Raw genomic sequence first — 1,579 nt, 5'->3', positions numbered from 1 at the left:
CCGATGGGGGGATCTACAGAATTATAGCAATGCGATTTATGTCTACAATTCCTCGGTGAGTATCCGTAACTCCTCCATTCGAAACAGCGAAGGAACCGGTATTTACACCAACTCAACGATGAGTGTCACCAACTCAACGGTGCAGAACAATCAGACGGGGATTTACATCACTGGGGGCTCCATCACTCCTATTATCAGTTCGGTGACATTTAGGGGCAATGCTAAAGACATTGATGCGACAGCCTCTACGGTAGGAGGAATCAGTAACCTGACTAATACCGAGATTTATCTCCGAACCGATGCCACCTCGGTATCCTGTACCATCCCCAAGCCAGGTCCAGGGTCTCATTATGTGTTAACGAGCAATGGCTTTACTATCACAGAGAACACAACGACCACTATAGCTCCTGGGGTGGAGATCTATTCGAAGTCTTACGGCGACCAGCTAGCGGTCAATGGTACATTGATTGCCAAAGGGACGCCTACCGACTCGATCCGGTTTGTAGGTTTTGCCAATCCTGCCTACGCACCTTCCTCCCATGGGGGACAGATTTACTTTGCTCCCAGCAGCACTAACTCTGTGCTGGAGTATGTAGCCGTCGATCGATGGGGAGATCTTCAGAATGTGGCTAGTGCAATTTTGGCACAAACTTCTTCCCTAACCATCAACCGATCCAGCATACGGAATACCGAAGGGGTCGGGATTAATATGATAGTGCCTGGCATCAGCCCCACGCTCACCAACCTCCGCTTTGAAGCCAACAATCAGGATGTTCTGGCCTATCCTTCCAGTGTAGGCGGAATCAGTAACCTGACCAATACTGAGATTTATCTCCGAAACGATGCCACCTCGGTATCCTGTACCATACCTAAGGCAGGTCCAGGGTCTCATTATGTGCTGAGTAACAATGGATTTTCTATTGCGAATGGGGCAACTATCACCATTGCCCCAGGGGTAGAAATCTATTCGAAGTCTTATGGGGATCAGCTAGCCATCAGTGGTACATTAATTGCCAAAGGGACGCCTACCGACTCGATCCGGTTTGTAGGTTTTGCCAATCCTGCCTACGCACCTTCCTCCCATGGGGGACAGATTTACTTCGCTCCCAGCAGTACCAACTCCGTGATGGAATATGTCGTGATGGATCGATGGGGAGATCTTCAGAATGATGGTAGTGCAATTTTGGCACAAACCTCTTCCCTAACCATCAACCAATCCAGCATACGGAATACCGAAGGGACTGGGATCAATATTATAGCTACTGGCGTCAGCCCCACGCTCACCAACCTCCGTTTGAACGCCAACAATCAGGATGTTCTGGCCTATCCTTCCAGTGTAGGCGGAATCAGTAACCTGACCAATACCGACATCTACCTCCAACGAGAAAATATAAATGTTTCCTCCACGATACCCAAGCCAGGTCCAGGGTCTCATTATGTACTGAGTAACAACGGATTTACTATTGCGAATGGGGTAACTACTACCATCGCCCCAGGGGTAGATATTTATTCGAAGTCTTACAGTGATCAGCTAGCCATCAGTGGTACATTGATTGCCAAAGGGACACCTACCGACTCG

At 48.8% G+C, this 1,579-nt stretch carries 1 protein-coding gene; it reads left to right on the top strand.

The window, feature by feature from the left end:
- Positions 1-1,579 (top strand): right-handed parallel beta-helix repeat-containing protein (locus tag GO755_RS41200; RefSeq protein WP_198175093.1); only part of this gene is annotated, 1,579 nt, incomplete at both ends.

It is taken from the genome of Spirosoma arboris (assembly GCF_009754945.1).
In the GTDB taxonomy this organism is placed as follows: Bacteria; Bacteroidota; Bacteroidia; order Cytophagales; family Spirosomataceae; genus Spirosoma; species Spirosoma arboris.
Note: the sequence above shows the minus strand (reverse complement) of the source record. Positions and strands in the feature narration are given on the sequence as shown.